This window comes from Paenibacillus sp. J22P169 (genome assembly GCF_059691995.1).
This window is the reverse complement of the sequence record NZ_JCAUAO010000002.1, coordinates 640,819-663,888: the sequence shown is the minus strand read 5'-3', so window position 1 is coordinate 663,888 and position 23,070 is coordinate 640,819. Positions and strand designations below refer to the sequence as shown.

General features: G+C 47.1%; 20 protein-coding genes. All 20 read right to left on the bottom strand.

Features of this window, described 5'->3' with window-relative positions:
* Window positions 1-339 precede the first annotated feature (339 nt).
* The 20 genes from AC58QG_RS17100 to AC58QG_RS17005 all read right to left on the bottom strand — a co-directional run bounded on the left by AC58QG_RS17100 (window position 340) and on the right by AC58QG_RS17005 (window position 23,038).
* Window positions 340-1,746, bottom strand: coding sequence for an MATE family efflux transporter (locus AC58QG_RS17100; protein ID WP_497363317.1), 1,407 nt, complete (start codon window positions 1,744-1,746; stop codon window positions 340-342).
* Window positions 1,747-1,924: 178 nt separating this feature from the next.
* Window positions 1,925-3,211: a histidinol dehydrogenase gene (gene hisD, locus AC58QG_RS17095; RefSeq protein WP_497363316.1), complete on the bottom strand. Its 1,287-nt coding sequence runs from the start codon at window positions 3,209-3,211 to the stop codon at window positions 1,925-1,927.
* Between the two features lie 42 nt (window positions 3,212-3,253).
* Window positions 3,254-4,174 (bottom strand): aldo/keto reductase, encoded by a 921-nt coding sequence (locus AC58QG_RS17090; RefSeq protein ID WP_497363474.1) that lies wholly within the window; start codon window positions 4,172-4,174, stop codon window positions 3,254-3,256.
* Window positions 4,175-4,241: 67 nt separating this feature from the next.
* On the bottom strand, window positions 4,242-5,060 hold the full coding sequence (locus tag AC58QG_RS17085) for a phytanoyl-CoA dioxygenase family protein (RefSeq protein WP_497363315.1): 819 nt from the start codon (window positions 5,058-5,060) through the stop codon (window positions 4,242-4,244).
* Window positions 5,061-5,093: 33 nt separating this feature from the next.
* The gene (locus AC58QG_RS17080) at window positions 5,094-6,158 is read right to left on the bottom strand and encodes a Gfo/Idh/MocA family protein (RefSeq protein ID WP_497363314.1); all 1,065 of its coding nucleotides are present in this window, start codon (window positions 6,156-6,158) and stop codon (window positions 5,094-5,096) included.
* Window positions 6,130-7,134: an NAD(P)-dependent oxidoreductase gene (locus AC58QG_RS17075; protein ID WP_497363313.1), complete on the bottom strand. Its 1,005-nt coding sequence runs from the start codon at window positions 7,132-7,134 to the stop codon at window positions 6,130-6,132. The genes AC58QG_RS17080 and AC58QG_RS17075 overlap by 29 nt, the downstream gene beginning before the upstream one ends.
* Before the next feature lie 7 nt (window positions 7,135-7,141).
* Complete coding sequence (locus AC58QG_RS17070) at window positions 7,142-8,359, bottom strand: mandelate racemase/muconate lactonizing enzyme family protein (RefSeq protein ID WP_497363312.1); 1,218 nt, start codon at window positions 8,357-8,359, stop codon at window positions 7,142-7,144.
* 42 nt (window positions 8,360-8,401) lie between these two features.
* Window positions 8,402-9,580 carry an iron-containing alcohol dehydrogenase gene (locus AC58QG_RS17065; protein WP_497363311.1) on the bottom strand — a complete coding sequence of 393 codons (1,179 nt, stop codon included), beginning with the start codon at window positions 9,578-9,580 and terminating at the stop codon, window positions 8,402-8,404.
* A 113-nt stretch (window positions 9,581-9,693) separates the two neighbouring features.
* Entirely contained in the window at window positions 9,694-10,524 is an 831-nt protein-coding gene (locus AC58QG_RS17060; RefSeq protein ID WP_497363310.1) for a carbohydrate ABC transporter permease, read from the bottom strand.
* Window positions 10,525-10,541: 17 nt separating this feature from the next.
* A complete protein-coding gene (locus AC58QG_RS17055; RefSeq protein WP_497363309.1) occupies window positions 10,542-11,429 on the bottom strand; it encodes a carbohydrate ABC transporter permease in 888 nt (295 codons plus the stop codon).
* A 79-nt stretch (window positions 11,430-11,508) separates the two neighbouring features.
* The gene (locus AC58QG_RS17050; RefSeq protein ID WP_497363308.1) at window positions 11,509-12,942 is read right to left on the bottom strand and encodes an extracellular solute-binding protein; all 1,434 of its coding nucleotides are present in this window, start codon (window positions 12,940-12,942) and stop codon (window positions 11,509-11,511) included.
* Between the two features lie 188 nt (window positions 12,943-13,130).
* Entirely contained in the window at window positions 13,131-13,976 is an 846-nt protein-coding gene (locus AC58QG_RS17045) for a PIG-L deacetylase family protein (protein WP_497363307.1), read from the bottom strand.
* Window positions 13,977-14,200: 224 nt separating this feature from the next.
* Complete coding sequence (locus AC58QG_RS17040; RefSeq protein ID WP_497363306.1) at window positions 14,201-16,444, bottom strand: helix-turn-helix domain-containing protein; 2,244 nt, start codon at window positions 16,442-16,444, stop codon at window positions 14,201-14,203.
* 181 nt (window positions 16,445-16,625) lie between these two features.
* A complete protein-coding gene (locus AC58QG_RS17035; RefSeq protein ID WP_497363305.1) occupies window positions 16,626-17,414 on the bottom strand; it encodes an SDR family NAD(P)-dependent oxidoreductase in 789 nt (262 codons plus the stop codon).
* Window positions 17,415-17,451: 37 nt separating this feature from the next.
* The gene (locus AC58QG_RS17030) at window positions 17,452-18,243 is read right to left on the bottom strand and encodes an SDR family oxidoreductase (RefSeq protein ID WP_497363304.1); all 792 of its coding nucleotides are present in this window, start codon (window positions 18,241-18,243) and stop codon (window positions 17,452-17,454) included.
* Between the two features lie 13 nt (window positions 18,244-18,256).
* Window positions 18,257-19,084 carry an HpcH/HpaI aldolase family protein gene (locus AC58QG_RS17025; protein WP_497363303.1) on the bottom strand — a complete coding sequence of 276 codons (828 nt, stop codon included), beginning with the start codon at window positions 19,082-19,084 and terminating at the stop codon, window positions 18,257-18,259.
* Window positions 19,085-19,179: 95 nt separating this feature from the next.
* Window positions 19,180-20,121 (bottom strand): Gfo/Idh/MocA family oxidoreductase, encoded by a 942-nt coding sequence (locus tag AC58QG_RS17020; protein ID WP_497363302.1) that lies wholly within the window; start codon window positions 20,119-20,121, stop codon window positions 19,180-19,182.
* 13 nt (window positions 20,122-20,134) lie between these two features.
* Window positions 20,135-20,926: an IclR family transcriptional regulator gene (locus AC58QG_RS17015; protein ID WP_497363301.1), complete on the bottom strand. Its 792-nt coding sequence runs from the start codon at window positions 20,924-20,926 to the stop codon at window positions 20,135-20,137.
* 21 nt (window positions 20,927-20,947) lie between these two features.
* On the bottom strand, window positions 20,948-21,706 hold the full coding sequence (locus AC58QG_RS17010; RefSeq protein ID WP_497363300.1) for an SDR family NAD(P)-dependent oxidoreductase: 759 nt from the start codon (window positions 21,704-21,706) through the stop codon (window positions 20,948-20,950).
* A 12-nt stretch (window positions 21,707-21,718) separates the two neighbouring features.
* Entirely contained in the window at window positions 21,719-23,038 is a 1,320-nt protein-coding gene (locus tag AC58QG_RS17005; protein ID WP_497363299.1) for an aspartate aminotransferase family protein, read from the bottom strand.
* Window positions 23,039-23,070 lie beyond the last annotated feature (32 nt).

Sequence of the window (23,070 nt, the reverse complement as noted above, 5' to 3'; positions counted from 1 at the left end):
CACAAATAAGCCTTCTCCACCGCCACAAACTAATTTAATGGATTTTATGGTGTTATTTTTGTTGATTCTCACCATTTGAGTACAATAGATGGATTTCATACAGTTAATTTCCGCTAAAATCCACCAAACTACCCATACCCCTCAAATTAGCTGTACTATCTCCAAGTATTCACTAAATCACAGGTAAATCGGCTACATTAACTGTATAATTTACATTTATTTGAAAATTCAGCTGCTCAACTCACAAATCACGCCATATTCAATCAGGGATAAGCTTCGCTTACCCCAACAAGAAAAGACACCTTTTCATAAGAGAAGGTGTCTTCCGAAGGTGCTCCTTTATTTGGTATCCGTAGCTGGCTCGATCAATCGATGACGATACCATTGATCCCCCTTGAAGCGCATTAGGAAAATAAGCCCACGAACGCCCCATTCAATATTCATAGCTAACCATACACCAATAATGCCCATGTGAAACAAGATGCCAAGCACATAGCCTAGAACGACTCGGAACAACCACATGGACAGCATCGATGTCACGGATGTGAATTTGGAATCGCCCGCAGCTCGAAGCGCTGCTGGCAAGAGGAAGCTGATTGGCCAGAGGGGGACTTGTGCAATCGCATTGATCAACACGATGATGAAAAGCTCCCTAATGATATCATCCGGCGGGTGAAATAAGCTAATCAGCGGCTTGAACAACGGAAGGAGAATCAATGCCATCAGGAAGAGAGTAAATGAGGCAAGCCAGAGAAAAGATTTGGCAAATTTACGGGCGTCTTTCACATTTTGCCCCCCCATGCATTGTCCAATCACAGTTACCGTTGTTAGAGATAACGCGGCAGCCGGAATCTGTAACACACCTGCCAGCGTGCCGCCAATCGCATTCGTCGCCATGGCATGCGTGCCAAGACTAACGATAAATACTTGCGTTACAATTTTCCCGCCATTAAAGAACATCTGCTCCGCCGCAAAGGGAAGCCCGATAAATAAAATTTTCTTCATCATCGCCATATTTACATGTAGTAAATCGTACAATCGCATTTTAAAATTCGTATCTAATTTCACCACATACAATACGGCTACGAATGCCGCCAGAAATCTGGACACATTCACAGCGATGATCAACCCCTGTACCCCCATATGTAAGAAATGGATACATATCACATTTAATAGTACATACGATAGATTCATGATTAAAGAGAGTTTCAAGGAAGTTCGGGACTTTCCGATCCCTCTCAGTGCACCGCAAACAGCCTCTACAATGGCAATCCCCACATAAGATACACTGCTCCCTATCAGATAGGTCTTGGCATAAGCGAACACCTCCGGAGAGGCCGTCCCAAAAAGCAGCGATAAGACGGGACCATGAAACACAATCATTAACAAGCTAATGCCAAGCGCAAATACCGAAACCAAGGAAACGGAGCTAGCTGCAGCTTTGGCTACCATCCCGTCATTTCCGCTTCCTTTATACTGGGCGACCACAACTGTTCCACCTGTCGAGACGGCTACGAATACGCTGATCAGAAATATATGGAGCGAATCGATCATACTTACTGCGCTAACTGCGGCAACACCAGACGAACTAATCATGGCAATGTTCACCAAGTTAAGTCCGACAAGGAAAGTCTGATCAATCAGAATCGGTATATACAAGCCAATAATCTGTTGATAATCCATCACTTTACCGGAGAAATACTTATGCATAAAAGCTTTTCGTCTCAAGCTAAATGCAGTTCCCATCACATCATCTTCTTTTTCGTTATATTTATTTGATAGGTAATCAATCTTCGACCTCGCTTGTACAATTCCTTTTTTTCACTGATGACTTCCTTTGATCATTTTGATGTAGGTGAACAGGGAAAAAGCAAGTCTCAACCATCATGAATGGAAGAGCTTGCTTTTCTTGCGGAGCATTTTATCAAACGGATGCCTTGCTGCCATACCTACGCACTCGCAGATCGGCTTGTTCCTTATGACCCATGAAATTCTCAATTTCACATAGTCGTGAAACATACTCGCCAACCAATGTACTAGCTTCCTTCGTGCATCGCTGGTAGGTGCATGTTTTCAAAAATTTCCCTGCCCAGAGTCCGCCCGTGTATCTTGCAGCACCTTTGGTCGGAAGGGTGTGATTCGTGCCAATTGCTTTATCCCCGTACGCTACATTCGTTTCAGGACCGAGAAATAATGCACCGTAGTTCGACATGTTCGCCAGAAAGTAATTCGGATCCTCCGTCAATACTTCCACATGCTCGTAGGCTAGTTTATCTGCTTCCACGACCGCTTCCTCCAAGCTATTCACCACCATTACGGCGCCATAATCACGCCAAGCGATACCAGCTATGTCAGCAGTTGGAAGAACCTTCAGCTGTTTCTCAATTTCAACGAGTGTCTCTCTTGCCAATGCTTCAGATGTTGTAATCAACACTGCAGGAGACGTAGGGCCATGCTCGGCCTGACCTAACAAGTCAACGGCCACCATTTCGGCATCTGCCGTATGATCGGCGATTACCAGAACTTCCGTCGGGCCTGCAATCAGGTCGATACCGACCTTTCCGAAAAGCTGCCGCTTGGCTTCCGCCACATAGGCGTTACCTGGCCCTACAAGCATATCGACGGATTCGATCGTCTCTGTCCCAATCGCCATGGCTGCCATGGCCTGAATACCGCCTAACACATAAATCTCGTCAGCGCCCGCAAACACCATCGCACAAATCGTCGCTGCCGGGATTTCCCCTTTGATTGGCGGTGTGCAAGCAATGACTCTTTTAACCCCAGCCACTTTGGCCGTCAAGATACTCATATGTGCCGAAGCTACCATGGGATAACGTCCGCCAGGAATATAACAGCCAACACTACTCACAGGAATATGTTTATGTCCCAGAAATACACCAGGCAGCGTTTCAACCTCGAGATCACGGACCGTTTCCAATTGTTTCTCCGCAAAATTGCGAACTTGCCGCTGTGCGAATCGAATGTCTTCCTTCACACGATCTGGCACGCGGGCGACAATTTCTTGAATGTGAGATTCACTCAATCGGAAGCTTTCAGGCGACCAGTTATCGAATTTGTGGGAAAGCTGACGAACGGCTTCATCTCCACGAATTTCAACTTCTTGAATGACTTCCTTAACGGTTTGATAGATGGCCTCTTCACTTGCAGCAGATGATGATTGCGCATTGCCTTGTTTCAGATATGTGACCATGATGATCTCCTCATTTATCCATATATTTGGCCTGCTTTGTACTCATTTGCCGTCGTCCCACATTGAAGGTGTAATTACTTGCTCAGGCACATCTGCGAAAGCTGCTGCTAATTCATGCAATGTCTTATCACTTATCCCAGGCGTTCCTAAAAGCGCAATATTTTCTTTCACTTGCTCCGGCGTTTCAGCACCGAAAACAATGCTTGCGATACCAGGCATATGGTGAATATAAGAAAAAGCTAATTCAGGTACAGACATTCCTTCTTTCTCCGCATAGGTGTGCAGCAGGGTAAGCCAAGACTCCGCCTCCTTTAGTTTCCCCTTTAATTCGGTTGGCTGAAGGAAGAACAATCCTTGCAGATAGATGCTTCTTGCGAACAGCTTCTTATTCGCGTTCCTGAGCATATCGAAGGTCCCGTTCGCAAACATCCGACGATCCAGGATATTGATGGGCAACTGTACGATCTCGTAAAAGTCATCCTGGAGCTCCTTCCAATTATCTGCAAATTCTACCGCTTCGTAAGAAAGGAGTGAAGCCCCCATCGTACCGATATTCCCCCGCTTCACTTGCTTGCGCAGCAATTCAGTCACTTTCTCACCGAATCTCCCTAACACATTCGGTCGATGCAGCAATACGGCGGGAATACAAGAGGTCTGTAATCGTTCCATTGATCTACTAATACTTGCTTCTATCTGTTCTTCCAAATTGGCAAGTGTTGTTTCTTGATCTATGTTCAGGTGGAGTTTGGTTATGATGTGGGCTGATCGTCTTGGTTGCCCAAAATAAGTACCTAGAACCTGCTCGGAGCTACCGTAAGCACTTGCCGTATCGAGACAGGTAATACCACCCTCTAAGGCAGCATCCAGAATATGCCCCGCCACTTTTTCATCTGGTTGACCTAGTTGATTCGCAATCCCATAAGGCATCCCCAGCTGCACAGTGCCGAGTGTTAACGATGAGATCGTCGATGTCCACTGCTTGTCGTAGCTTAAAATAATGATTCATCTCACTTTCTTTGGCAAGATGCCATTATTCCCTTTTACGAATACGCTTCGTATAAGGAGGACGACCAAAAGGCTCTACGGGCACATCCCCCTGGGGATGGTAACCAAAATCGTCTTGCCCTCTCATCATGTAGAGTTGGAAATTGGGGTAAGCTTGCGGATCCCATCTCACCATCGTCTTGGAATAGCGGATAACAAATCCAATGCGCCAGCGGTCTGAGGTATTGGGACCCGAGCCGTGAATAAGAGAATCTACGTGCATGGAAATACCGCCTGTAGGGATGATCATGGAAACCGCATCCTTCTCGCTGAACGTTCCCTGCTCCAGTTCGAAGGACAGAATGGCGTCATTGCCCGCAATTTTATGCTGAATAATACCGGCTTTATGTGTACCTGGAATAACCTTCATGGCACCATTGGCTTCGTCCACATCCGTGATCGCTAGCCACACCGTAACCGTGTTGTTGAGCGCAGTAGACCAATAATAAGAGTCCTGATGCCAAGGCACAGTTTTATCTGAATGAGGCGATTTGGTAATAAACTCGCTTGCAGCTAAGTAAAAATCCTTGCCCAGTACGCCTTCAACGTAATTCAAAATTTGTGGATGAGCGCAAATATCATACAGCCAACGACTTGTTTTATGCCATCCCATGATGTCAGAGGGATTCTCATCATCTTGTAATAATGAGATGATTTGCTCATACCCCGCCTGTAACTGCTTTACCCTATCTCCAGTAAAAATGGCAGGAAGCCCCAATATATAGCCCTGATCTTCATAAAATTCCTGCTGCTCAGGGGTTAGTTTTTTCAGCTCCATCATGAAAACTCCTTTATTCTTACGCATGAATAAATGCGTATGACGAATTGGGATTACAACTTAATGATCGCGCACCATCTCCGAAGTCCCGCCATTGGCATACGACTGATTCAATGCTTCCGCAACATAGAGTGGGGAAATGCCGTCTTCCAACGTGCACATCGGCTCAGCTCCGAATTGAAGAATATCCACTAGGTGACTCATAGCATTCTCCATATTGCTCGATTTACCGAGAACACCTTTCTCTGTACGTTCAAGCACGAGACTCTTCATGCCGGCTTGCAGAGGATGCGACTCGGTAAGATAATACCGGATCTCATCCCCGCCATTCACCATTTCAATCGCACCACCATCAAAGTACAATACGATTTCAAAAAGGTTATAATGACGGTCATCAAACGCCTCCGCATAACCCGAAATGCTGCTGTTCGCAGCTGTGAACAAGAAGGAGTACGTCCAATCCTCCAAGCTATCTAGATTAGTGGGGACCCGTTCCACCACTCTCACTTGCTCGATGGGCCCAGTCATATAACGAACCATATCGAACAAATGGGAGCCCGTATTATAAATGCCACGGCTGTAACGCAAGTGAATTTTCTTCAGCTTGCCATACGTCTCATTCCTGACTGCCGTTCGGATCTGTCTAGCACCTTCACTCCATCTTCTGGATAAATTGACGATGACAGTTCGCTCGGGATACTGCTTAAGCAAAGAGTGAATTTGCTCCGCTTCCTCGATACTGTTCGCGACGGGCTTTTCCAGAAAGATGAGCCTTGCGCTAGAGTTTTCCAACACGGTTTGGAGCAGTTCATACCGTACAGTTGGCGGCGTGCAAATGCTAATGATATCAAGCACATGATTCCTCAGCATGGATAACAAGGCCCCATCCGGATAGTACATCGTCTCCGGTGCGATCTTCGCCAGAAGATCCGCCTGCTCCTGACGTCTACCGACCGCTGCAACCACCTCCACCTCCGGGTGCTGATGATACGCCATGACATGGCTGCTAGCTCTCCCTTTAAAGGGGATATCGAAGGTCAAGCCGATCTTGCCGAGTCCGATTACAGCAGCATGATACATCGAAGTCCCTCTTTCCTTAATCGAGTTCAGATGCGGGTATCTCATTGAGCAAGGGCATTCCCGCGCGCCAACGCTCCACATTGCCGACGAACAAATCCCATACTCTGGGAAGAAAATAGGGATTGCCGGTGGATCCAGAAATATGCGGTGTCATGATGACATTAGAAAATGACCATAGCGGGTGATCGGACGGCATCGGATAGATATAGTGGGTGTCCAAAGCTGCTCCGGCAATCCAGCCTTCACGCAAGGCACGCAGCAGTCCAGCTTCGTCGATAAGCGGCCCACGCGCAGGATTGAGCAGATAGGCATGAGACGGCAGCATTCGAAGCTCATCTTCTCCTACAATTCCCCGAGTCTGATCCGTCAGTGGGATCGCCATAATAAGAAAGTCGAGGCCGCCAAGAAACGCAGCTTCCTGTCCTTTTACAAAAACCTGGTCTGGCCATATGCCTTCGGGATCGCCGACGTTTGGAAGTACATAATTGAGGCTTCTTTGTTTTAATCCCTCTCTAACCATTACATGCACCGTTACGCCAAGTGCCTTCAGCAACCGAGTTGTTTCTCTGCCGATCCCGCCGTAACCCCAAATACCAACTACAGAACCGCGCAGCTCCCGTTGGAATCTTGGCGACCGATCCCAGTTTCCTACCTCTTGATGGCGAATCATACCTCGCAGATCGCGCAGCAAGTTGATCATCATCGCCACATTCCATTCTGCGATCGCAGTATCAAATACGCCGCTCGCATTGCATACGCGTATGCCTTTCGCAGCGAGACCTAAACCAATGGCTTGCGAATAGCCAGAGGAAGCAAGCTGAATCCATTCGAGCTTAGGCATATTCCCTATATTGCGAGGCGGAAGGTGGCAAAATAACACTTGCTTATTACCTAGCAGTTCAATCGCCTGCGAATGAGGTGCGGTGTTCTCCGGTATCACTTCCACCGATAGCCCTGCCATGCTTTTAAGCTTCTCTAATCTCGACGGCTCTACCTCAACATCAATTAATATTGGATTCATCGTTCACCTAACCCATCAGGATTTTACCAGGTACGCTGTTAAATTCACCGCTGCCTGGTACGAACGGATATTTATTTCGGATGGCTTCCGTCAACGTAATGCCAAAACCAGGCGTTTCCGGAGGCAGCACGTAGCCGTCCTTCATGACGAAGGATTCTCCTAGTAAATCACTGTGCAATCCCGCATATGCTGGCGGAATTTCTAGGATTTCCGTATTGGCGCAAGCGAATCCGCAATGCACATTTTGCATCAGACTGCCTGCCGCTCCCCACGCATGTGTGGCGATCTTACGACCTCTAGCCTCCAGCATGGAAGCCACCTCCATAAAGGTGCCGATCCCTCCGCTAAAAGAGGCATCGGGCTGCCCGATATCAAAGGCGTCTCGCTCAATGAACGTCCTCCATTCGAACGCTCCAGTCAAACATTCCCCGCCAGCAATCGGAATGGTTGTACTTAGACAAAGCTCTTGGTAGCCCCAGGGGTCTGTATAATGCAGCGGCTCTTCGAAAAAGAATAAATCATAGGGCTCAAGCGCTTTCATAACAAGCTTAGCAGTTCGTAAATCCCATCTGCCTATTGTGCTATTGCCCATGTGGCCGTCCATCATAATACGCGTATCCTTCGAAACGATGGTACGAACAAAACGCATCTTTTCGGCTTCGAATTCAGCAATTGCTTCAGGTGCTTCCGGCATCTTCCAACCGCCTTGCCCCTCCCAAAAGCAGCCCGCACCGATTTTCATGCCCTTAAATCCAAGAGAAGCATAGAATTCAAGCTTGCGAGCAAGTTTTTCCTGTGGATAGTTGGAAGGTCCTCCCGTTGCGTAACAAGACAGCTTATCGTGCTTAGCACCGCCGAGCAGCTTATACACAGGAAGGCCGTGCTGCTTGCCTTTCAAATCCCATAACGCGGCTTCGATCCCGCCCATTACCGATAAGCCGAGTCCAACTCGGCACCAAAAATTACCGCAATGATACATGCGATCCCAGAGAATACCAATGTCATCAACCGTTTGACCGAGGAGGATCTCTTTAAAAAAGTCGACAATACTCGGAACACTCTCTGGTAAAAAATAGCCTGCATACGTCTCGCCAATCCCAGTTAATCCCTCGTCGGTCAATACCTCAATGAAGGCAGCGCTTCGTCTAGTGCGAGCTTCAGACAAAAAGGGATCATCCGTACAAGGCCCCGTCAGCAGTATGGTACGTACATCTATGATTTTCATCGACTTAGCTCCTCTGCTAGTTGAGATTGGTGCCCGATTATCTTATTTCGATCTTCCCTTCAAAGCATCCCTGTAAATTTGTTCAATCTCCTTCAAGGTTAAACGACGAGGATTGTTGATCAGCAACCTCTCGATTTTACTTGCTTCTTCCGCGAGCAAAGGGATATCTGATGCTTGAACCCCGACAGCTTGTAAGCTAGGAGGAATCCCAATGTCCTCAGCCAACCGTGCCATGGAAGTGACTGCGTAATCCGCAGCTTCTCTCAAGCTCATCCCCTCCACGTTCTCCCCAAGTGCTTTGGCCACCTCGGTGAATTTCTCCAGATTCGCGATGATATTATATTTCATTACAAAAGGCAGAAGAAGTGAATTCGCGACGCCATGGGGAACCTTAAAGCGTCCTCCTAACGGATAAGCAAGTGCATGGACAGCGCCAACTCCAGCACTGCCAAAGGAGATTCCTGCCAACAAGCTACCCATGGACATCTCCTCGCGCGCTTTCAATAGGTTACCGTTGCATACAGCCTGTCGCAATGAACGAGAAATAAGTCTAATAGCATGCAATGCGATGCCATCGGTTAACTCGTTCGCTCTAACGGACGTATACGACTCAATCGCATGCACGAGAGCATCCATGCCCGTCGCAGCGGTGACGAAGGGGGGCACCGTCACTGTTAAAACGGGATCAACAATAGAGACGGCTGATAGTAAATGCCGACTAACGATCCCCTTCTTTACATCATCGCGAGAATCGGTGAAGATCGCGATGTTCGTCACTTCAGAACCTGTTCCCGCTGTCGTCGGGATAAGAATGACAGCGAGACCTGGCTTTTCAATCTTTTCGGTTCCGATCATATCATAGACCGGACCTGGGTTCGTCTGCATGACGGCCAATACTTTGGTAAGGTCCAGAACGCTGCCTCCACCGATCCCAACAAACAGATCGTATCCTTTTCCCTTCATCCCTGAAGATATCATCTCCAATAATTCAAATGGAGGCTCAGGGACAATATTGTCGATCAGTTCACATTCGATTCCCTCTGCTTGTATCCGATGTACAAGGTCATCGATCAGCCCGGTATTCCGTATGGCCGGGTCAACCAGTACAAGCGTCCGGGTCGCACCCAGCATCCGAGCTTCCGTACTCACTTGGAACACTGAGCCTATCCCCGTTATTAATCGACCTGGAAGTTGTAAAAAAGACAAGTTCATTGGATTCATGCTGAATCAACTCCCCCTTTACAAAAGATGAATCCCAATGACTGCCGATAGGTGGACATCTCGTTGACCCAGACACCACCGGTTTCTTCGTCTGCCAACCCCCGAATTTCACATCAACCCTTCAATGCGCCTCCAGTAATTCCTTCGGTAAAATATTTCTGGAAGTACAGAAATATGAGCAGCACGGGAAGCGTGGCTAACATGGCCCCAGCCATGGCAACGCCATAGTTCGTTTCCAACTCTGATATTTTTTGGGCAACTTTAATACCCACCGGCAATGTGAACATCTTTTCTCCGTTCAGCACGATCACTTGCCAAACATAGTCATTCCAAGTGTTGACGAACGTGAAAATAGCTAATACGCCAATTCCTGGCTTAGCTAGCGGCAGCATGACACGTAGGAATGTTTGCATTTCCCCGCAGCCATCGATTTTCGCTGCTTCCACCAATTCAGTTGGCAGTGATGACATGAACTGCTTCAATAGGAATACCCCGAATGGCCAGCCTACGACGGGAAGCAGTACTCCCCATTTTGTATTAATGAGACCTAAATCATTTAAAAATTGGAAAAGCGGTATAAATAGGACGGTATGCGGGATTGTCATGGCAGCAATCATTACAGTAAACAGCAGCTTGGAGCCCTTGAATGGAATTTTGGCTAATGCATAGGCAGACAACGAGCTGACCACGATGACGAGCACCGTGGCAACCAAGGAGATAAACATACTGTTATAAAACCAAGTGAACACCGGATTATTCGTGATCAAAGACGTATAGTTATGAAATGTCGGGTGAACTGGCACCCATTCCGGTGGTATTTGCAAAGCAACCTTTAGGTTCTTGAGTGATCCGCTAACCATCCAATAGAAGGGCCAGAGGAAGAACAAGGTTAACACCCAAAGAAACACATGTCCCCCCCAAAGCGGTGACTTTTTATTCGGCATCCTCGTCCCCTCCACCCTTAATATTCGATATCCGATTTAAGAAATTTGAATTGCACAAAAGCGATCAGACTGATGATGACACATAAGACAATCCCCATTGCATTTGCGACACCAAAGTTCATATTCACGAACGCCTGCTGATAGATTAACATCATAATTGTCGTTGTCCGGTAAGCAGGACCGCCACCTGTCATGATTAAAATAATGGCAAACACTTGAAAGGCACCGATTGTGCCCGTAACGACGACATATAGCATCGTCGGCTTTAACATAGGAAGCGTGATTCGGTGGAACATCTTCCAAGGCTTCGCTCCGTCTAATGAAGCGGATTCGTAGAAATCCTTAGGAATTCCCCCGAGTGCCGCTGAAAATACAACAACTGCTGAACCTACGGAAATCGTAAGGACAATTAAGGACAAAGCGATTGTTGCCGAATTTACGCCAAGCCAATTAACCGAATTCAGCCCAAATCGACCGAGAATGTAATTTCCTAAACCGAATTGCCCGTTATAGATGTATTGCCATACTAAGGTTAACGAGACAATCGACGTCACACCTGGAATATAAAAAGCTGCTTTAAAAAAGGATTGCATCTTTTTCGGATACGTATGAAGTGTAACCGCAATCATCAAGGCAATAATGGTGATCGAAGGCACCAAATATATGACAAACTCCAACGTATTGCGGATCGACTTCCAGAACAATTCATCTGTTAAAATGGTGCGATAATTGTCCAGCCCCGACCAATAATACTTCGTATAATCAAAGCCATAAAAGCTGCTCTTAATTGCTTTAAGAATGGGATACACAACAAACAACAAGAAAAACAACAGCATGGGAAGTACGAAAAGCCAACCACTAATTTCTCTGCGCAAGCGTATGCTGCTGATTTTACTCTGTTTCATGGTTCACCTTCCCTTCTTTCACTGAGCTGTAAACGACTTTACGGCAGGAGACCACAGTCATCCTGCCGTATGTGGAAAACTACTTATTGTATTTGGCTATCGTATCGTTAAATTTCTTGGAAATCGTATCGATCGTTTGCTTAGGAGTGGACATGCCGATAAACAATTTTTGGATTTCAGGGAACATGGCAGCTCTCATCTCAGGATAACCCTTGATACCCCAGCCTGGATCAATAACCGGCCATTCCTTCGTTTTAGTTGCTAACTTAGCTAAGAACTGAAGCTCCGGATCGGTTTCCGTCCATGCTGGCGCTTTGCCAAGCGGATCGAACGATTTCATGGCCGTTTGGAAAATGACGTTATCTTTTACGGACCAGTAAAGGAACTTCTTAGCCCATTCTTCTTTGACAGCATCCGAGTTCTTGAAAACAACACCAAATCCGATTTCCGACTTTAACGCAGCTTGCCCAGGCGTCGTAGACGGGAAGTTGACATACATGTACTCATTAGGTCCACTAACACTTCCGTCTTTCAAACCGTTTTTAATAATATCGGAGTGCGCCGCAGAAGCCACAGCCATACCGTTCTTGCGCTGCTTCCAATAATCAAGCGCATTGGTAGACGTCAATGTTTCTGGATGTGGTGTAACTAAGCCTTCATCCACTAGCGATTTGAAGAAAGCCAACGCCTTTTCCGTTTCCGGGCTGTCTCCTGCCGTATATTTCGTGTAATCAGCGTTGAACAATTTGGCTCCATAACCAGAAATGATATTGTTATAAATTTGATCCCCTTGTTCGTTCAATGCGAAAAGCGTCAGTCCATAAACGCCTTTATCTTTATTAGCCACAGCCTTCAGGGCTGCTTTGAATTGGTCTGGCGTCCATGTGCGGAATTCATCCTGCGGAAGCAATTTTTCAGCTCCTGCTTCTTTCCACAGGGACTTGTTCAGAATCAAGCCAAGCTGAGTAGAATAATATGGCAGCGTCACAACGTTGCCGCCAACGGATACCATTTTCATCATATCCGCACTCTTCTTTACTTGAGCAAGATCAGCTGGTGGAATGATACTCTCGAGGGAAGCGAGCGCTCCCATCTGCCCATAAGCCAATGTCCGCCCTGGGTAATCCAAAAAGACGTTAGGTGCTGACTTGGAGGCAATCGCTGTCGTAACCTTCTCATTGATCCCGTCAAAAGGAATCAGCTCGATGTTGACCTTGACATTCGGGTGGAGCTTATTCCATTCAGGCAGCAAATCTTCTTTGAACCAGTCGCCAGCCTTTTGACCAGGTTTATACGTACCGTTCGGAGCCGCCCACACCGTAAGCTCGATCTTCGGATCTTCTTTCGGTGCTGTTGTAGCAGCCGCGCTCGTACTGGCCGCTGGAGCAACGCTAGCCGACGGCTTAGAGGAGGTGGTGGAACCTTCATTTGAACTGCATCCTAACGTAGAACCCATCAGTAGCGATACGCCAGCTGCGACAAACAGTGATTTATATGTCATTTTACGGATCATATTCCACGTCCTCCCTTTTCCTATTTCATAATGAATTAGATTTGTCGTGTATCTTTGACAGGTTGGAATCTCAATAAAATTAACATTGTGAAATTAGCTTGTAACTGGAGAAGGGTAGGTAAAATAAGTAAAGTAAAGTGAAGTGAAGTAAAAATTACAGTGTTTGTTTGGGGAGGTTATCTTACCCGTTATTCAGGTAAGGGAAACATCTCTCTGATACTCATAGTCGAGTAGGAAAGGTGTCTCATTAGCAAATCGCTTTCTTGCGCAGCTGCCGTCAGCGGCAGATATGGGTGCGTTTCGTTGTACACTCTGTAAAATCCTTCGGCAAAATTGACGCCGGCTGCCCTGCCATACTCTCCGTTATAGGATTCAAGCAGCTTACGGGCGAATAAGCCGCTGTAGCCTTGGCTTTTAAATTCGTCCATCGCTTTGATCTTTTCCCCCACAACGGAACTGATATCAATAAAGACATCATTACGCATACCGTAGAGGCTTAGTCCATCTATCGGACTGACTGGAAGAGAAGTTAAGAAAATTTGTTTCACATGATATTCTGGCTGACCATCGAGATTTTTCAAAAATAGCGAAACTTTGCTCAGCCCGGCAAACGCCATCTGCGTCGCAATCGTATGGGGATTGTGTAATGCCGTATTCATTGGATAGTCACAAATGACGATATCTGGCCGCTCCTTGGATACCTCTTCCGCAATCCGGTTCACGATCTCTTCATTCACAACCGAGTAGTTGTCGTCATAATCAAGCATAATCAGCTTGGTGATTCCGATCGTCTCGGCTGCCCGCTCTAATTCACGCTTTTTGTTCAGCGCAATTTCTCCCAAACCCGCCTGAAGGAGACTCGCATCTGGGTTTTCCTTACGCCATTCTTCGGCGTACTTGTTCGGATGAAGTCGTCCACCGTGTGTCAAAATGAGAGCGACGACTTCATCCCCTCGCTTGGCATGAAGCGCGAGCGTCCCGCCGCAATTCGTAATCGTATCCGCGGGATGCGCGTAAATCGTCATAACTTTCATAGAACCCTCCTTCTTATCTCCGATTGTTTGCAACCCTTCATTTCTTCTTTGTGAACCCACCTGAAACTGCTGTGAAAGAAATCGTTAGCGTAACCTACCACCAAATTAGCATGCCTTACCTGCATCTGAGTAGGTGAAAATAGTTAGAAAGACGTGGAATTCGTTAGTCTTATACACAAATATAAAGAAAATGACCTATTTCTATAAAAAACCAAGTTCTACATTCATCCAATCTGCCCTAAAAGCTGCTTGCGAAATTGCGACGGAGACAGTCCAGTGTTCTCTTTGAACCAGATACTGAAATAATGCGGGTCGGTAAAACCGACCTGTACAGCCACATTCTTGATTTTATTTCCCGGCTCCATCAACAGTCGCTTGGCATGCTCCATACGTACTTTCCCCACATAGTCTGTAAAACCGACGCCGACTTCTTTCTTGAACAATTGGCTAAAATAGTTCGCATTCAACCCGACCTGTTCGACGACCGAATCGATGCCAAGCCCGACATCACTGTATTGTTCGTGAATGATCTGCAAGGATTTAATAATGTTCCTGCTTTGTTTCTTCTCTTGTTGTTCATTCATACCTAAATGATCCCTGAGTAGCGCGATAAATTGCCGACCGTTCTTTTCTAAGGGTTGTGATAACAGCTTTTCTTGCACATCGCCGAACCAATTTTTGTCCAGCACGGCGGAATGCCCTGACTTGATCAATAACTTATATAAGTGATTGTATAGGGCTGCCATTAAAGCATAGAGAACATGCGGAACGAGCTGACTTGCTCTTGCGTAAACAATCAGTTCCTCCATCACAGCGGCACAGTTGTCAATATCCCGTTCCTCCATATAATAGAGGAGCTTATTTTCAAAAGCTTCTGGATATTGCGATTTCCAAGAATCGCCAACGAAATAAATGCTGGTCTGTTCGTCCATTCGCTCCCCAACCAAATAATTTAGCAATGTCTTAGCTTCTTCAAACGAGGTCTTAATCAGGTTAAACTGCTCGTATTCGTTGCCTACAAAAGCATACATTTGCAGATCAAGCCGTTCTTTCAGCACGGCAATTAACTCATTGATTTTATGTAAGGATTCATTCACTACACCATTGAAAATCAAGCAATACTGATCATCGGATAAATAGATACTGATCATCTCATGCCCGTCTTCGAATTCATGAATAATCGATTCGAGCTTATCTAATTCATCCTTCTCATACCGGCGATGCAAATGCAGAAGCACCACTCGAAATGAGGCGCTGTTGAGTCGGAAACCGAGTCGTTCTTCGAAGCGCAGCGCTTCGGATTCCGTCAAACTTCCTTCTAGCAAGGAACGGACCAACTTCTCCCGCATGACCGGCTCTCCCTCTCGGACCTTGTCGATCATGTGATTGAATGCCCGGCCTAGGTCCCCAAGCTCATCTTTATATAAAGGATGAAATTTCAAATTCAGATTGCCTTGCTCGACATTTCGCAGCATTCGAATCATTTTACGCAGCGGCATGGAAATCGTTCTTGAAATAAAAACCGATACGACAACCATCAGCGCGAGGGAACCTCCCAGAAATGCTATCCATAAATTGTTAATATTCTTAAGATCCTTGAGCAGCAAGTTCTGCGGGATCGAATGTACAAATGTCCAATTGGTCAAAGCGTGCTTCGAATAGGCCACGACATAGTTGCTTGGCTCTTGGGTGTAATGCCCTTTCGTTCCAGTTAGATTAGAAACGTCAATGGGCGGGACACTTTCTCCGGTCCCTGCGGAAAAGATATAACCGTTTGAATCGATGATACTGTTCGTACCTTCGTCCAGATTCGATGAAGCCAAGTAATTGTCGAGAATGGTAGGGGAAATCGAAATAATGAGATAACCGAGGATTTGTAAATTATTTTTATCGTAAATTGTCTTGAACATCACGATGGACGTTTGTTTATCACGCCACTTGATGAATGACCAGAGTGAATTGCTGCTCTTATTGTTTGCCATTTTGTCATACCAGCCTTGGCCTACGAACTCATCGCTAACCAAATAACTGGGAGTAAAATTCATCCCAACGCCGCTGTCGTACACATTCTGATACTTATCCACGAGATATATCGCTTCAATGCCATAAAACCGGTCGGATAGCTGCCTTAATTGATCATAAATATAATTGTAAGCCTGAATACGAGGAATACCGTTCAAATTCGCCGCATTGCCACTTAGAGGGTCTTGAATATTCTCATTGTAGACTAACAGCTGTGATGACTTCTCTATACTTTGAAAATAGCTGTTCATGCTGCCCGTAAAATACTCGATTTTTTGCAGCATCGCATTGCCTTCCCGATCAGTCATGAATCGTTTGATATACGTCGAAGACAACATCGCAAAGATGGTGAGCGCGATAAGTGTTACAAGGGAAAACGATAACCAAAGCTTCTTCGCCAGTTTTAAGTCGTGAAATATCATAAAACCATTCGAAAACCTTTTCATAACCAGCATCCCCCCATCTATCATCTCTTTTTTCTATTATACAAAATAAATAAGAGTCAATAACACCCAATTTCTTTTGAAAATATAGTGCGATGAGTGTGATGAGTGCGATGAGGTAGAAAACTCAACCGAGAAAACATGAAAACGGCACCCGATATCGATGCCGTTCGTTTCCTTACGCTTACTTCGCTGTATAGCCTCCGTCCACCGGAATGTTCGTACCTGTAACGTAGAGAGAAGCATCTGAAGCAAGGAACACAATGGGTCCCCAAATGTCGTCCGACTTGGCCATTCGCCCCAGCATCGTTCTATCGTTGTACCGTTCAACAAATTCTGGTAGATTCTTCTCTGTTTGAAAGCCTCCTGGTGAAATGCAATTGCACCTGACCTGGTGTGGACCATAATAACTGGCGATAAACTTGGTAAAATTGACCATGCCGCCCTTGTGGAAGAAATAGTCGGGGATAAACCCGTTTAAGGGTAGTCCTTCATAGAGGGTGTGATCCGGTCCAACCATCCCCTGAATCGAACCTATGTTCAGGATCGAGCCTCTCTCTTTCTCTGCCATCCAATCGCCGATTACACGGGTAATTTCAAACAATCCTGTTGCGTTTACAGCCATGCTTTTGGCGAATCTTTCAAGCGGATCGTTATAATGTGACATTGTACGGGCGACAGCATTGTTGATAAGCACATCACACTTACCTTCTCGTTCTTCCAGTTTCTCACGAATGGAGGCAATCGACGCCAAATCTTCCTGATCAAATTGTAAGGCATGTACCTTGTAACCATCTCTCTTGAAACTCTCTTCAATTCCTTCGAGTCGCGATTCGTCACGAGAGGTTACGTAGACATTGCCCCCTGCTTGCGCGCAAGCAATCGCAATTTGCGTACCGTAAAGTCCTGCTCCACCCGTAATTAGCACCGTCTTGCCAGTAAGTGAGAAACTAGTCATCACATTCGTATTCACATGAATTTCCTCCCGTCAGTTCGCGCTACAATGAACGTTACCAAGCCGTCCATCCTCCGTCTACCATGAGATTCGTACCGGTCATATAGCTGGATGCGTTAGATGCTAGCAAGACGACCGCACCTACCATTTCTTCTGGTTTTCCCACGCGGCCGAGCATGGTTTTGGCATTCAAGTTCGCAAGGAATGGTTCGTTTTGACCAATAATCATGTTTGGAAAAGGGCCAGGCGAAACGCTGTTGCAGCGAATGCCATACTTAGCTAGATGAGCGGCACAGTACCGGGTAAGTTGGACGACGCCAGCCTTCCCCGCGCCATAATTCGGCGGGTTGTTCGCACCGCTATCTCCATAAATGGAAGGATCAGGAGACACGACTCCGTACATCGAAGCAAAGTTGATGATCGATCCGCCGCCGCTTTCTCGCATGCATGGGATCGCTTCTCTAATACACCGGAACGTCGTTCCAGATGCCCCGTCCACACCTTTGTGCCAGACTTCGTCCGTCATGAATTCAAGCTCTGCCTCTTTGCCGTAGCCCGCCCCATAATTGGCACAATTGACCAATACATCCAGTCGGCCCGTGGCTTCCTGATGACATTGAAACATATTCTTGATCGATTCGGTCTTAGCGACATCACACACCACATTTCGTAACCGACCTTCTTGCACAGCAGCGTCCAGTTCCGGACTCTTGCGAAAGGTCAGATCTGCCAGCGTCACATTAGCGCCAAATGCTAACAGCGCCTCCGTCAATGCGGAGCCTAGATAGCCGGAACCGCCTGTTATAATGACGCTTTTATTTTGTAAAGAGAACAACTCCGTATACATGGGTCGGCCTCCCTCAATTTTTGGTCGAGCCGTAAACGGAGTCCGTTCCAGCTCCTGTGCTGCGATTAAGACTCGATGCAATGCCACTTAAATATTGACCAAAGCCGACGACATCGGCCCCCACGCTAACAAAGTTATAGCCCATCGCCGTCAAATCTGCCAGATTGCTTGTGCTGCCAACGGTACCTGCAAATTTCCCGTGCTTCTGTGCTAGTCGGGCCACGGATTTACGCGTTTCAACAAGAAGCGGATGATCCCACTTGCCGGGCGCACCAATTCCTTGGCTGAAATCTCCCGGACCGAAGAAGATCATATCCAAGCCAGGCAATGCAATGATTTCCTCCAGCTCAGCAAGCGGCTCTGGATCTTCGATTTGCAGCACATTGAAGCGTTGATCATTCGCCTGAGCCATGTAGGCGTCCAGCTCCAAATTGCAAAAGGCGCCATCTGCATTTCCGCCATCAAGCGGACGACGGCCGATCGGGTAAAACTTCGTTTTATGGATAATCTGCTTGGCATCCGCCAAACTCATCACATGAGGAATCATGATCCCCGCTGCATCCATCTCAAGCGGACGAATCAGATCACTATAACTACCTCTAGCTACGCGTACAAGAACATCCACATCATAAGCTTTTGCCGCCCAAATTTGCCGTTCAATGACAGCGAAATCATTCGGAACATGCTCCATGTCTGTCCATAGGCAGTCCACCCCAGAGATTCTAGCAGCCATTTCTGTAATGCGCGGATCGGCAAGATTCAGCTTCAGCGCAATTGCTGTTTCCCCCGCGCGAAGCTTGCGCAAGACGCGACTAGGGCGCATATTAAAATTCGTAGACATGCTTTCGTCCTCCTTAACGTTGTATGCGAGAAGTGACTATGTATACTTTGTGCGGCAATCTCTACGATGTGTGTCTTATCATGTGATCTTCTTCATCAATCTGCAGCAATTTCCTCTAGCAATACAACTCTCCCGCTCTCTTCTCGGCTTCGAATGCCAGCAATGACCATGCGCATCAACTCTTCGGTTTCACTAAAAGGAAAGGGTCTTTCCCCTGTGCGAAGGTAGGAGATAAAAGCTTCAAGCTGTGTCTTGAAGGCATAAAACGTATCTTGGAACGTTACTGAAGCGCTTGCACTCGTACCGCACAACTGCAGCATGCCGTGTGATCCATACATATCATCGATCGCAAGGACGGCGACATCGCCATGAATGCGATGCTTGAATAGAACAATGTTCCGCTCCTTACTGCCTGTGTTTTGAGCGGAAATAAAGCCTGGTCCGAGAATCGGGTAAATGGATTCCAAGGCATGAATGCCATACCGCTCCCAGCTTTTGCAAGTGGTGATGCTTGAAAAGCGGAGCTCTCCTAACGAATGAATTGAAGCGCGATAAGGCATGAATTCCTTGCAGTACCGCATACAGCTGGAGGACATGATACGGGCGCCGTCTCGCACCCAACGCTGGAATTGCTTAAGATCTGGCTCATTATCGACCAGCGGCTTATCGACAAATATAGGCAGTCCCGCCTCGACGAAGGGGCGGCAGCGTTCCACATGCTCATAGCCTTTATCTGTCGTAATCATAACGGCATCTACGTGCCCGATTACATCCTCGGGACGATTTACGACATTCGGGATTAGAGATGCTTTGGCCACATGTCTAGCATCTTGAGGATCATCCGTCCAAATATGTGTGACCGAAGCTCCGGGAATTTGCAGCTTATCTACGGGTTCTTTCGCTAAATAGCCCGGGATAGCAGGATACGGGCACTCGGCCATGGTTTCCTTGTCATAGTTGTTAAACATGGCGCTCCAGGAGTAAGGATGCCCGTTCCCATCCACCATACCGAGCACAGCGATGCGCAATGGTTGCATGTGAATTCTCCTTTCAATGCACAGATGGATAGCCTAGCTTTCGAGAAATCCGATTCGCTGCAGCTTTAATACTTTCGGCCATGTCAGGAATGACCTCATCTGCAAACCGATGCATTGCACCTGACATGCTAACTGCTCCTTCAACGTTTCCGTACATATTAAATATCGGAGCAGCCAAGCAACGTGCGCCCTCTACAATTTCCTGGTCATCCAAGGCAAAGCCTTGCTCACGAACCCGCGTTAGTTCCACTAGAAATTGCTCACCTGTAACAAGCGTATTTTTAGTTAAAGCAGGCAGCCCGTGAAGATCGATAAGTTCTTTCACTTTCTCCTCTTCTAAAAATGCAGTCATCACTTTCCCCATTGCTGTCGCGTGGAAAGGTGATCTAGAGCCCACGGTATCGGTCATCCGAAGTGGCTGTGTGCTTTCCAGAATTTCGACATACAGCACTTCGCCCTCAATGAGAACACCCAAATTAATCGTGTCGCCATACATCTCGGAAAGCTTTTTCATTTCGTGAAGCGCTGCTGATCGTAGTGTATTTCTTTCTAACATGCCTCGTGTCAGCATCAATTGTTTATAGCCAAGACAGTATTTCCCATTCTCATCGTCTCTGCTGATGAATCCTCGATTTTCCAACGTTAACACGATCCGGTAAGTCGAAGATTTGGGCTGATCCAGCAAATCTGTTAGTTCCAATAAATTTAGGGAACCGTGTTCGGCCAACAGCTCAAGTAAATCCAACGCTTTGTCAATCGATTGAATCGTATAACGTTCTTGTTTCTCACCTGTATCCTTGCTCATAATTTCATTTGATCTCCTTTGTCAAGATAGCTTGATAAGTTGACCGCCATCTACGACGAGGCAGTGGCCCGTCATGTAGCGCGAGTCACTCGTCGCCATAAATAGGGCAGCATCAGCGATTTCCTCCGGTATACCAACGCGACCCATGGGAATCGTTCGTAAATAAGGCGCAAATGCAGTTGGATTGTCGATCAAAGGCTTCGTGAGCCGTGTCTCAATAAATCCTGGGCAAAGCGCGTTGACGCGAATACCAAGCGGTGCAAGCTCCAGTGCCATCGACATTGTGAGCAGGTTAATACCGCCCTTCGTTGCGTTATAATGAGCTTGATCACTTTCTGCAGCCAAGCCGTTCACACTGGACATATTAATAATGGAGCCGCCATTTCCCTGTGCAACCAGCACTTTGGCCACCGCTTGCCCAACAAGAAAGGTCCCTTTCAAATTAATCGCCATGTGTCTGTCCCACTCCGATTCCTCGATGTCTAGGAAAGGGGCTGGGCTGCAAATACCAGCATTGTTAACCAGTACGTCAATGGTGCCCCATTCACTCAGTACGGTATCGACCATGCGATTGACGTCCGATTTCAACTGTACGTCTCCGTCGATCCAAATAACCTCGCCGTTCTGAGCCGCAATTTCCTCAGCAGTTGCTTGCAGCGCTGCTTTATCTCGGCCCGTAATAGCGACCTTGGCGCCCTCTGCGGCAAACCTAACAGCCGTCGCTTTGCCGATGCCTGTTGAGCCGCCAGTAATGAGAGCAATCGTATCCTTCATCCTCATCCGATATTCCCCCTATAGGTTAGCCAGCGCCCGATCGACCGCCGCAAGTGTCTCCTCAATCTCTTGTTCCCCATGAACGGCGGATAGATACCAAAGTCCGTTCGATCGCACGAGCACGCCTTCCTCCAACATTTTAGAAGAAAATTCCGAATACTTCGCAGCATCCCGCTTCATAAAGGAAGCGAAATCTTCCACCATAGGCTCCTGCGTAAACATCATATGAAAAACGGGACCAATTTGGTTGATGATGCCCGGGATGTTGCGTTTGACTAGCAAGCTGCGAATCCCTTCAACCAGATGTACCGCGTTATTTTCCATTTTCGCATAAACCGCTCCCTCGTCTTTGGACAGCTCTGCAATGGTTGCCAACGCAGCCGAAGTTGCAACACCGTTTCCGTTCAGTGTACCGAGGTGGCTGACCGTTCCGTTCTCAATAAGTGCCATGAGTTCTTGAGACCCTGCTACCGCGCTTATGGCGATCCCTCCACCCAACGCTTTCCCAATCGTTACGAGATCAGGCTTCAAGCCGAACTTCCCATGTGCACCACTCAGCCCAAGCCTAAATCCTGTGATGACTTCATCAAGAATCATGACGATGCCTAATTCTTTGGTCAGATTGCGCATCTGTTCCAAATAGCCCGCTTTCGGAAGAACGCAGCCGGAATTGCACATCACTGGCTCTGAAATAACAGCAGCGATGTCATCGCCATGCTCGCGTAAGGTTGCCTCCAGCTCAGCGGGGTCGTTCCACGGAAGCAGAATAATATCTTCAAGCGCAAGCTCACTCTGTCCGCTCGTGCCAGGTAATATTTGTTTATCCACCGGGGCGTCAGCGGCACCAGCATTGGACTTACGCATATCCGAGCTTGGAAATGCGGTAAAGATCGCATCGGACCACCCGTGATAGTGACCATGAAAACGTACAATCTTCCGTTTGCCGGTATAAGCACGTGCTAAGCGAAGCGCCAGCATAACCGCTTCCGTTCCGGAGCCGCTTAAGGCCACTTTATCCGCACAGGGCAAAATCTCTGTTAGCTTACGTGCTACTTCTATTTCTCCTTCGTGCTGAAGTCCGTATGTAATTCCACGTTTCATCGCTTCATAGACGCTCTCGATGGTAGCCTCGTGCGCATGACCCAAGATTAATGGGCCATAGCCAAGCAAATAATCGATATAAACATTGCCATCTACATCCCAGATGCGTGGACCCGATCCCTTTGACGTAAACAAAGGGGTGGGCTTCATAGCACTTCTTAGGGAGCTCGCGACCCCACCAGCCAAGTAAGCTTGTGATTCGGTGTATTTTTGCCTCGACTTCTCAACATTCTTCATAGGGTAACTCCTCCTCATTCTTATGTCTTCGG

Excerpts from the sequence above, each read along its gene's own strand:
- AC58QG_RS17100 (WP_497363317.1), bottom strand. The coding sequence starts at position 1,746 with ATGGGAACTGCATTTAGCTTGAGACGAAAAGCTTTTATGCATAAGTAT.
- hisD (WP_497363316.1), bottom strand. The coding sequence starts at position 3,211 with ATGGTCACATATCTGAAACAAGGCAATGCGCAATCATCATCTGCTGCA.
- AC58QG_RS17085 (WP_497363315.1), bottom strand. The coding sequence starts at position 5,060 with ATGCGTAAGAATAAAGGAGTTTTCATGATGGAGCTGAAAAAACTAACC.
- AC58QG_RS17080 (WP_497363314.1), bottom strand. The coding sequence starts at position 6,158 with ATGAGATACCCGCATCTGAACTCGATTAAGGAAAGAGGGACTTCGATG.
- AC58QG_RS17075 (WP_497363313.1), bottom strand. The coding sequence starts at position 7,134 with ATGAATCCAATATTAATTGATGTTGAGGTAGAGCCGTCGAGATTAGAG.
- AC58QG_RS17070 (WP_497363312.1), bottom strand. The coding sequence starts at position 8,359 with ATGAAAATCATAGATGTACGTACCATACTGCTGACGGGGCCTTGTACG.
- AC58QG_RS17065 (WP_497363311.1), bottom strand. The coding sequence starts at position 9,580 with ATGAATCCAATGAACTTGTCTTTTTTACAACTTCCAGGTCGATTAATA.
- AC58QG_RS17060 (WP_497363310.1), bottom strand. The coding sequence starts at position 10,524 with ATGCCGAATAAAAAGTCACCGCTTTGGGGGGGACATGTGTTTCTTTGG.
- AC58QG_RS17055 (WP_497363309.1), bottom strand. The coding sequence starts at position 11,429 with ATGAAACAGAGTAAAATCAGCAGCATACGCTTGCGCAGAGAAATTAGT.
- AC58QG_RS17050 (WP_497363308.1), bottom strand. The coding sequence starts at position 12,942 with ATGATCCGTAAAATGACATATAAATCACTGTTTGTCGCAGCTGGCGTA.
- AC58QG_RS17045 (WP_497363307.1), bottom strand. The coding sequence starts at position 13,976 with ATGAAAGTTATGACGATTTACGCGCATCCCGCGGATACGATTACGAAT.
- AC58QG_RS17040 (WP_497363306.1), bottom strand. The coding sequence starts at position 16,444 with ATGAAAAGGTTTTCGAATGGTTTTATGATATTTCACGACTTAAAACTG.
- AC58QG_RS17030 (WP_497363304.1), bottom strand. The coding sequence starts at position 18,243 with ATGTATACGGAGTTGTTCTCTTTACAAAATAAAAGCGTCATTATAACA.
- AC58QG_RS17025 (WP_497363303.1), bottom strand. The coding sequence starts at position 19,084 with ATGTCTACGAATTTTAATATGCGCCCTAGTCGCGTCTTGCGCAAGCTT.
- AC58QG_RS17020 (WP_497363302.1), bottom strand. The coding sequence starts at position 20,121 with ATGCAACCATTGCGCATCGCTGTGCTCGGTATGGTGGATGGGAACGGG.
- AC58QG_RS17015 (WP_497363301.1), bottom strand. The coding sequence starts at position 20,926 with ATGAGCAAGGATACAGGTGAGAAACAAGAACGTTATACGATTCAATCG.
- AC58QG_RS17010 (WP_497363300.1), bottom strand. The coding sequence starts at position 21,706 with ATGAGGATGAAGGATACGATTGCTCTCATTACTGGCGGCTCAACAGGC.
- AC58QG_RS17005 (WP_497363299.1), bottom strand. The coding sequence starts at position 23,038 with ATGAAGAATGTTGAGAAGTCGAGGCAAAAATACACCGAATCACAAGCT.